Source organism: Algoriphagus sp. (assembly GCF_024642405.1).
Lineage (GTDB): Bacteria > Bacteroidota > Bacteroidia > Cytophagales > Cyclobacteriaceae > Algoriphagus.
This window is the reverse complement of sequence record NZ_JAHEBC010000162.1, coordinates 1-8,239: the sequence shown is the minus strand read 5'-3', so window position 1 is coordinate 8,239 and position 8,239 is coordinate 1. Positions and strand designations below refer to the sequence as shown.

General features: G+C 36.3%; 7 protein-coding genes. 2 read left to right on the top strand and 5 right to left on the bottom strand.

Annotated elements, in window-relative coordinates; genetic code table 11:
- Positions 1 to 33: 33 nt before the first annotated feature.
- Positions 34 to 336 (bottom strand): hypothetical protein, encoded by a 303-nt coding sequence (locus Q0L68_RS12565; RefSeq protein ID WP_296703652.1) that lies wholly within the window; start codon positions 334 to 336, stop codon positions 34 to 36.
- A 213-nt stretch (positions 337 to 549) separates the two neighbouring features.
- Positions 550 to 1,383: a sialate O-acetylesterase gene (locus Q0L68_RS12560; protein ID WP_296703650.1), complete on the bottom strand. Its 834-nt coding sequence runs from the start codon at positions 1,381 to 1,383 to the stop codon at positions 550 to 552.
- Between the two features lie 145 nt (positions 1,384 to 1,528).
- Here Q0L68_RS12560 and Q0L68_RS12555 point away from each other — a divergent pair, with 145 nt between their 5' ends.
- Together Q0L68_RS12555 and Q0L68_RS12550 are read left to right on the top strand one after the other, a co-directional pair.
- Positions 1,529 to 2,782, top strand: coding sequence for a hypothetical protein (locus Q0L68_RS12555; protein WP_296703648.1), 1,254 nt, complete (start codon positions 1,529 to 1,531; stop codon positions 2,780 to 2,782).
- Positions 2,783 to 3,190: 408 nt separating this feature from the next.
- Entirely contained in the window at positions 3,191 to 4,003 is an 813-nt protein-coding gene (locus Q0L68_RS12550) for a hypothetical protein (RefSeq protein WP_296703646.1), read from the top strand.
- Between the two features lie 55 nt (positions 4,004 to 4,058).
- Here Q0L68_RS12550 and Q0L68_RS12545 read toward each other — a convergent pair whose 3' ends face one another.
- The 3 genes from Q0L68_RS12545 to Q0L68_RS12535 all read right to left on the bottom strand — a co-directional run.
- Positions 4,059 to 5,585, bottom strand: a complete 1,527-nt coding sequence (locus tag Q0L68_RS12545) for a glycosyltransferase family 39 protein (RefSeq protein WP_296703644.1) — start codon at positions 5,583 to 5,585, stop codon at positions 4,059 to 4,061.
- 132 nt (positions 5,586 to 5,717) lie between these two features.
- The gene (locus tag Q0L68_RS12540) at positions 5,718 to 7,061 is read right to left on the bottom strand and encodes an ATP-binding protein (protein WP_296703642.1); all 1,344 of its coding nucleotides are present in this window, start codon (positions 7,059 to 7,061) and stop codon (positions 5,718 to 5,720) included.
- On the bottom strand, positions 7,051 to 8,239 hold a 1,189-nt coding region (locus Q0L68_RS12535), incomplete at its 5' end, for a sigma-54 dependent transcriptional regulator (RefSeq protein ID WP_296703639.1). The genes Q0L68_RS12535 and Q0L68_RS12540, both read right to left, overlap by 11 nt.

The following is an 8,239-nucleotide window of genomic DNA, read 5'->3' as shown; positions in this document are numbered from 1 at the left end:
GCCCGGTTTCGTGAGAAATCGGGCTTCTATTTTTTAGAAGTATTTAACTTTAAATCGACCTTCTTCAACATTGACTTCAACTTTCATCAATACGTCTACAGGTTTTCCTCTTTGAACTCCTGGAGTCCATTCGATATTCTCCTGAAAAACTTCCAAAACTTCTTTACAAATGAATGCTGTTTCTAAATTACAAGCTAGTAGCTGGTAATCACTTGCTTCGCCCTTGCAATTGATTAGGGTTTGGAAAACAACCCGATCTGACGAAATCCCCTTCAGAAAGATGTGTTTTTTAAGCAGCTTTTCTAAAGAAGATTTTTCTGTTTCAGGTTTTGGCATTTCCTCTACGATAAAAAAATGATTTGTTTTTTGACCTACAGGTTTATTTGGATTTAAAAAAGAACAGGCTTCTGAAGGATCAATAATTGGCTTGAGTCTTGGGAAAAACCATAATAGAAAAGTTGAGCAAAAGAAACAGAGATAGATGAATCTTCATGGCATTGGTAAAATGTAGAGTTTAGTGAATATATCAAAAAGAGGCTTTTGACGGTATTATTTTTCTACTTCCATGGAGCAAGATTTTTGTAGTTCAATCATTTTAGCTGCATATCTGGCTCCCAAAGCATGATATGAATCTGAATCAAAATGGGTACTATCTCCTTTATGATTTAATCCATTAGCGCTCACTAATGCCAAGCAAGGATTGCTTTTAGCCATTTCCTCAAAAACGGTATTAAGATTTTCTGCATTAGGTGATTTTGGATAAAAGAAATGTCCTAATTCTCCCATGACAATAGGAACAGTAGCAATTGATAAATCGGCTTTTAAAGAATCTATCATGGCATTGAATTTTGCTGGGTATTCTTTAACATCAGTTTCAGTTCTTGTGTCTGATTCTCCTTGATGCCATAAAATTCCTTTCAAAGTGCCTTCTGCCAATGCTTTATTGGCACGTTTTATCATGTCATTGTAAGGGTAGGAATTGGTTTGTGAATGAATAGAATCTGCAAACCAAGCATTTATGGAACTCCCACCAACCGCAGTGGGAATCAATCCGATTTTGATTTCAGAGTTTTCGTTTGCCATTATTTTTCCAAAAGTCAATCCTAATCCTACTCCGGCAACTGGCTTGTCGAAATGCATGGGGTCTTTTGCCAAAACCCAATTCTGTTCCTTATCCAACATATAAACTCTTGGATGAACAAGTGTATCGATAGATTGAACTTTGCCTCTTCCAGCCATATTGGATTGACCCATCAGAATATATAAATGAAATTTTTCTTTAGCCTTCTTGGAATCCTTATCGGTCAGAGATTTGCCTTTTTCATTGCAAGATCCAAAGAGTAATAAGGAAAAGAAGAATAGTAAAATTCGATTAAGCTTCATTTCGCAAGTATTTATTAATTCAATTTAGGATTAAAAGTATAAGATGAATATTCCTGATTTTGGGAATTTTTCACTTTAGGTTCGACTTGGTTAAGGCATTTCATTTACTTTAGAGGATTATGGATTTCAGCCAAAGTAATTATCAATGAAAGCTATTATTATATTACCAGAACTCCGCGGTGTTTTTCATGCGAGTCTTGAGATTGCCAATAGACTTTCAAAAAAAGGATATGAAATTGTTTATTGTTCATCAAGTGACCTTTCTGAATGGCTCCATTTATATCCTTATTCTTTTGTTAAGTTGCCTTCTAAAGTTATTCCAAAATCTCTTAAGGCTGATTTTCATTTAAAATACTTAAATGCAATTCAGGACTTAAATGGAGATTTGTTCATTGTTGACTTGGAATGTCCGGTTTATATATTGACTTGTCTCTCCTTAGGAAAAAAACTATTCATTCTTAATCAATTTTTACCTATCCCCACTTTTGCAGATGCTCCCATTCCAAATAAAGAAATTGCTCCGGGAGAAAGTTTTTTAAGCCAAATGAAGATAAGGATCTCATGGCTGGTATCTCGTTCCAAGCTGTTGACAAAAGCTGTTATAGAAAGAGTGAAGAATAACTTTAAAGACCGTCGTAGCCTGTTGATTAAACTTGGCGAAACTATGGGGCTGGATAAAAAGGATTATTTGTATAGCCGAACTTTACTGCCAGGTCCATTTTTTTTCTTTTCGAAAATACCTGTGCTTTATATAACTGCCAGAGAAATGGACTTTAAACACAAGCTTCGGCAAAATGAGCATTATGTCGGACCAATGATTTTTTTGGATAGGGTTGATGGAACACTCGAACAAGATATTTTGGCTTTGGAAGCCATAATCAAGAATGCAAAAAAGGAAAATAAAAAATTGATTTACTGTTCCCTAAGTTCATATAGAGCAGTAAACAATACTTTTCTTAAAAAGCTTGTGGATGCATTTTCTAAGGAGGAAAATTGGGAAATATTGATAGGATTAGGCAGTAAAAGCCAAAAGCCTGCTGGTGTCAATCCTGAAAACATTCACTTCTTTAAATGGATCCCTGCTTTAAAAGTTTTGCCGGAAGCAGATTGTGCCTTAGTCACGGCAGGTTTTCACACCATTCATGAATGCATTCATTTTCAAGTTCCCATGCTTACTTTTAGCCTAGGTGTGACAGACCAGAATGGTTTTCAGGCTAGAATTAAATACAAAAAGCTTGGCTTAACTGGGAATATTCAGACAGACACTTCTGAAGATATTTTTCAAAAAGTAAAGACATTACTTGAGGATCAAGAAATAAAGCAAGCTATAAGAAAGATGAAATTTGATTTCGATAATTATGAAAAAGAGCAAGTCTTTGAAAAGCTGATATTGAACTAGCATCTAGAATTTCAATTTTAACGGAAAATCTAATTTGTAGTCTTGTCAAAATTTTCATTGATTAATCCAGTAATTTCCTAAAGATTATTGATTTTCTGGATTAAAATCACATGAAACAAATTCCCCGATCTAGGAAAAAATATACCACCTGTTTAAAATAAAAAACCTTTGCATAACAATAGGGTTCTAATTCATTATCCTACTTCTCTAAAGGTGAATTTTGTCTGAGAAGAGATAATAACTGGAATTTTGAAACGCTTGTAATAAATTTCGGCAATTATTGAATGGAAATCTTATGAGGTTTGTTTAAAAACTCCAAATAGGAGATTTTAGACAATCTCAGATTTCCTATGGAATAACATTTGTAAGAATAAATAAATGAAAATCGCTTATCAAAAAATGAAAATTATGAACTTTAAGATATTTGGAACAGCAGCAGCAGTATTATTAATGACTGCTAGTTGCGGTACAAAAAATACTGGAAACGAAGATACAATGAGTGCAGAGACAGAAATGAGTTCTGAATCTGCTGCCATGGAAATCAGCATTGAAAAATTCACAGATTCTCCGGCCTATGCATCATCTTCATTGACTTTAAAGAATCCTGCAAATACCACGATTGCAGCTGCTGGGGAAGTTGATTTTGCATTTGACGTGAAGGATTACAATTTGGGAGAAGTTACCGAGAGAAACGGAATGGCTTCTAATTTGGCTAATTCCGATAAGGGACAGCATATCCACTTTATTCTGGATAATCAGCCTTATTCTGCTCATTACGAGCCTGAATTTAAGCGTGAAATGCCTGAAGGAACTCACTACCTCGTTGCTTTCTTGAGTAGATCTTATCATGAATCAGTCAAAAATGCCAATTCATTTATTGCAAAGAAAATGGTAGTTGGCCAGGCTGGAGATGATATGGGTGTAGATTTTGATGAACCAACGATGATTTATAGCCGTCCGAAAGGCGAGTATTCGGGTGCTGATACCGAAAATTTATTACTAGATTTCTTCTTGTTAAATACGACACTTTCTGAAACCGGAAACAAAGTAAGAGCTACGATCAACGGACAGGAATTTATGATCACCGAATGGGCTCCTTATGTTATCAAAGGACTTCCAAAAGGTGAGGCAACTATCAAATTGGAATTGTTAGATGCAGATGGAAATTTAATTCCAGGTGGATTTAATGAAGTAACCAGAACTGTGACCTTGAAAGACTAAGAAATCTTCAAAACAATTTAGAAAAATCCGTATGATTCGATTCATACGGATTTTTTTATTCCCTCAATTCTGCTCTTTTTTCTTCTATTTCCCCTGCTAAAATTTCATTGATATCTGTTTTAGCACCCAAAAGTATATGGATGCTTGTTCCAAATTCCCTTGCATTGGGATCGGTGATTGTTCCAATCTCTTCAGATTGCTCAAAAAGTGAAATCTCCCGTTCGCTAACTGCATCCTCTTTCTCCCTGACAAGAATTACATTTCTGATGGGTTTACTGAGATCTATCCAGTTTACATAATCCGCATTCATGGTGATGGCTTGTAATCCCTTGATCTTAGTGTAAAAGTTGATCGCCCCAGCCTGTCCATAGTTATCACAAATAATAATTGTGTATTCATCATTAGGAGCTTTGGAGTATGCCAAATCTACTTTTTCAGCCAGCTCTTTCCAGCCCAGCATATCAGCAAAATCCTGTGGGATATCATGAGTTTTCCCATCTTCCCAGCGAGATAAATCCAAATCTGGATGTCTCTCATAAACTTTCTTCAGTTTCTCAGGTGGACTTACAGGAAATACCAATGGCAGCATTAAAATAAAAATGGCTATTGGGACTATAAAAGTCACTGGTTTTAAATATCTCTTCCAACTTCCGTTTAATAAATGGGATAAATAAATCGAGCCAAATGCAAAGAAGATTGGATAAAGAGAGATTGCATAATATCCTTTTGCACGGAAATAGGTGAAAATTACCAAAGTAAAAACTAAGGTAAAAAACAGAAACCTATACTTTTTGAATGGGGGATAAATGAAAAAGGAGATTAATGCAGCAATAAGAATAAAGATAGACCCAATAAAGAAAAGTGGTTGCTCAGCTAAAAAGTCAATTCGATCTATATTAACTAACTGGTATTGGTTCAGCATCCTCATATGCCAAATCACCGGGAAATCATTCATCCACTGCCAGATTAAATTGGGCGCAGCTATCAAAGCTGCCAATCCCAAACCTCCATACAAATGTCGATTTTTGAAAAGTTTTCTTTCTGGTGATAGAAATAAACCCAGCGCTAACCCCAAAGCCAAAAACACGACGGTATATTTATTTAGGAATCCAAAACCGAAGGCAATCCCCATCCAATAAATCCAGGAGTTTTTACCTGTTTGGATATGTTTAATCAGTGAATAAAATATGAATGTCCAGATAAGAATATCGAAGGAATTGGGCTGAAAAAGAAGATTCAATCGAGCTAAAGCGGAAAAGATTAATCCTATGGCAGCCAAGGATAAAGCAAATAAATTTCCTCCTAGACTTTCAATGGTTTTCCAAACGATAATTATGGTCAAAGCTCCAAAAAGGGCAGGAAAGAACTTGACCCAAAACTCGGTGTATCCAAGAAGATAGATGATATACGAAAACCAGGACGTGACAGGTGGTACAGAAATGTAGCCCCACGCTAAATGGTGGGCTTGGTCTAGATGCAGAAACTCGTCTCGATGCAGATCGTAGACGGAGTGAATAAGTAGATACTGAAGAAGAATTTTAATCAGTACAAATCCGAATAAAAATAGATTTCGCTGCTTCATTGAGGTATTAAAAATAGATCGATCCAAATATTAAATAGAGAATTTTCAAAATCCCAGTATGTGTCCTCAAGGACCTTGGTGAGGGTATTTTAGACTTTCTACTTTCTAATTTTATAATTTTGAATTTTAGTATTACCCGTTAAAAATCAATTTGAAAGTTGTGCCTTCGCCAATTGAGGATCGAACCTGAATATTTCCCTTATGTCTTCTCATGATTTGTTTTGAGAGACTAAGCCCAATTCCAGAGCCTTTCTTTTTGGTCGTAAAGAATGGGATGAAAATTTTGGAAAGAGCTTCCTCTTCAATTCCTTTACCTGTATCGCTTACTTCCAAAATAATTTTACCTGCCTCGTCAATAAATGCCCTAAAAGTAATGACCTTAATTTCAGCATCTTCTACTGCGTGTATGGCATTTTGGGCTAAATTTATAAGCACTTGTTCGATTTGAGTCTGATCACCAAAAAGAATTAATTCTGTTGGGTTCAATTCTTTCCTGAGGGAAATATCTTTGGCTTCTAACTGATGAGCCAGCAAGACTTCCAATTGATCGAAAAGATTTCTAATACCAATACTGCTGAATTTTGGAGTAGGAATGTGCGCTAAACTTCTGAAATCAGAGACGAAGTTGATCAATCCCTGGCTTCGTTTTTCTATGGTAGAAATTCCCATCAAGTAGTCTTCCATATCGGCGGGGGCAACTTGGCTGACATCTTCCATTTTACTTTCAATTTCACCTTTGATTGTTCCGGCAAGGGAAGAAATTGGGGCAATGGAATTCATGATCTCATGAGTCAGAATTTTGACCAAGTTTTGCCAGGCTTCCATTTCCTTTTCTTCAAGTTCGGATTGTATATTCTGAAGTGAAACAAGCTTGAATTTTTCGCCTCGCATCAATAATTCAATTACATAGACAGAAAGCTGCATAATTCCATCTGGATGGGCAATTTTGATCAATTCTGAACCGCCAGTCCGGAGGTTATTGATTGCCAAATGAAGCTCTTTATTGATTCCCTCAATCTCTTTGATGTTCTTTAGTTCTTCCACATCGAGAATTCGTTTTGCAGAAGTATTGATGATTTGGATTTCTCCGCTTTCACCAAAAGTGATTAAGCCAATGCTCAAATGTTTAAAAACAGACCTGAAATATTGGTATTGTGCTTCTTTTTCAGCTTGATCTTCTTTCAGCTTAGCGAGGATGGCATTGAACTCAATATGTAAATCATCTGTCTCAGTACCATCAAATTTGACGGGGTAAAGTTGGGAGTATTTGTCTTGTTTAATATTGTCCAGAAATACTCTTACTTTTTTGAAAGAGCTTTCGGAATATTTTAGAAAAAATATGATTTGGATGACTACCAAAATTAAGAAAAGGGAAATCATAAAGACTCCCCAATCATTGAAAATGGTATATGCCAAAAGGAAGAGGGTTGCGGCTAGAAAGGCTATTCTACCCAGTAGGCCTACTTTATAATCCATATTTCTCCAGTCTTCTATATAGAGAAGCCCGGGTTAAGCCCAGCTCCTTAGCAGCCTTGGAGATATTTCCTCCATTTTTATCAATGGCTCTTTGAATGGTGCTTCTCTCCATGTCATCGAGATTTAAAGTGTTATTTGCTGGAGCTTTGTCTGAGGCAGGTTTAGCGGAAAGGAAGAAGAAATCTCTTGAATCCAATTCTTCCCCTTCAGCCATAATAATAGCTCTTTCAATAGCGTGCTGTAATTCACGGATATTTCCTGGCCAGTTATATCTTTGAAGTAAATCCATGGCAGAAGGATTGAAGCCAGTGAAGTTCTTTCTGTATTTTTGAGAATAGCTTTTAAGAAAGTGATTTGCTAAGACAGGAATATCATCTTGTCTTTCGCGAAGTGGAGGAAGGAAAATTTCAACCGTATTAATTCTATATAGTAAATCCTGACGAAAAGTATTCTCCATGACCATTTCATGCACATGCATATTGGTTGCGCAAATCAGTCTAATGTCTACGGGAATTGCTTTATTGGTACCGATTCTGGTTACCTCTCTTTTTTGAAGTACAGTCAAAAGCTTAGATTGTAATGGCATAGAAAGATTTCCGATTTCATCTAAAAACAAGGTGCCATTATCAGCAACTTCAAATCTACCGGCTCTATCGTCTTTGGCGTCGGTAAATGCTCCTCTTTTATGACCGAAAAGTTCCGATTCGAAAAGAGTTTCAGTGATGGCACCCATATCCACACCCACAAATATTTCATCTTTTCGAAGCGATCTATCATGAATGGCTCTTGCGATAAGCTCCTTACCTGTGCCGTTCTCTCCCAAAATCAAAATATTTGCATCGGTTTGAGCTACTTTGTCAATAATAGAGAAGATGTTTTTCATGGAAGAACTTTGACCGATGATATCGCTGTAAGGCTTTTTCATATCGGACTGAAGCTGCTTCTGTTTTTTATTCAGCTTCTCAACCTCATTGTAGCTTTCTTTTAGTCGAACTGCTGATGAAAGAGTCGCCAGAAGTTTTTCGTTTTGCCATGGCTTTAAAATAAAATCAGTTGCTCCTTCTTTTAATGCCTGAACGGCCATTTCAACGTCCCCAAAGGCTGTAATTAGGATGACTACTGCTTTAGGATCAATTTCTTTAATCTGTTTTAGCCAATGAAATCCTTCTTTTCCGGAG

Excerpts from the sequence above, each read along its gene's own strand:
- Q0L68_RS12565 (WP_296703652.1), bottom strand. The coding sequence starts at position 336 with ATGCCAAAACCTGAAACAGAAAAATCTTCTTTAGAAAAGCTGCTTAAA.
- Q0L68_RS12560 (WP_296703650.1), bottom strand. The coding sequence starts at position 1,383 with ATGAAGCTTAATCGAATTTTACTATTCTTCTTTTCCTTATTACTCTTT.
- Q0L68_RS12555 (WP_296703648.1), top strand. The coding sequence starts at position 1,529 with ATGAAAGCTATTATTATATTACCAGAACTCCGCGGTGTTTTTCATGCG.
- Q0L68_RS12550 (WP_296703646.1), top strand. The coding sequence starts at position 3,191 with ATGAACTTTAAGATATTTGGAACAGCAGCAGCAGTATTATTAATGACT.
- Q0L68_RS12545 (WP_296703644.1), bottom strand. The coding sequence starts at position 5,585 with ATGAAGCAGCGAAATCTATTTTTATTCGGATTTGTACTGATTAAAATT.
- Q0L68_RS12540 (WP_296703642.1), bottom strand. The coding sequence starts at position 7,061 with ATGGATTATAAAGTAGGCCTACTGGGTAGAATAGCCTTTCTAGCCGCA.